This window comes from Sphingomonas larreae (genome assembly GCF_051400595.1).
Taxonomy (GTDB): domain Bacteria; phylum Pseudomonadota; class Alphaproteobacteria; order Sphingomonadales; family Sphingomonadaceae; genus Sphingomonas.
The window spans coordinates 1-574 of the sequence record NZ_JBLFFI010000025.1; the positions used below are offsets into that span (position 1 = coordinate 1).

General features: G+C 68.6%; 1 protein-coding gene. It reads right to left on the minus strand.

What is annotated here, in order from left to right:
- Window positions 1–574, minus strand: a 574-nt coding sequence (locus ACMGDM_RS20680; RefSeq protein WP_436806020.1) for a dihydroxy-acid dehydratase domain-containing protein, incomplete at both ends; no start/stop codon positions are given.

Below are 574 nucleotides of genomic sequence, written 5' to 3' on the forward strand. Positions count from 1 at the left end.
GGCGGATCACCGCCTCGTCCTCGATTTGGACGCCGCGGCAGTTCTCGCCCATTGTGCGGCCGTTGACCGTCAGCGCGTCTTCCGCGATCAGCCCCTGCTCGATCAGCTGGTTGACCACCGCGGGCACGCCGCCGGCGCGGTAATAATCCTCGCCGAGATACTCGCCCGCGGGCTGGAGGTTGACCAGCAGCGGCACGCCGTGGCCCTCGGTCTCCCAGTCCTTGAGCGGCAGGTCGACCCCGACGTGGCGCGCCAAAGCGGCGAGGTGGATCGGCGCGTTGGTCGAGCCGCCGATCGCGGAATTGACCTTGATCGCATTGTGGAACGCGTCCTTGGTCAGGATGTCCGAGGGCTTGAGGTCCTCCGCCACCATCCCGACGATCCGCTTGCCGGTGAGATAGGCCACCTCCTGCCGGTCGCGGTAGGGCGCCGGGATCGCCGCCGAGCCGGGCAGCGACATGCCGAGCGCCTCGGCGAGGCTGTTCATCGTCGTCGCGGTGCCCATCGTGTTGCAATAGCCGGTCGACGGCGCCGAGCTGGCCACCAGCCGGATGAACTCGGCGTCGTCGATCTC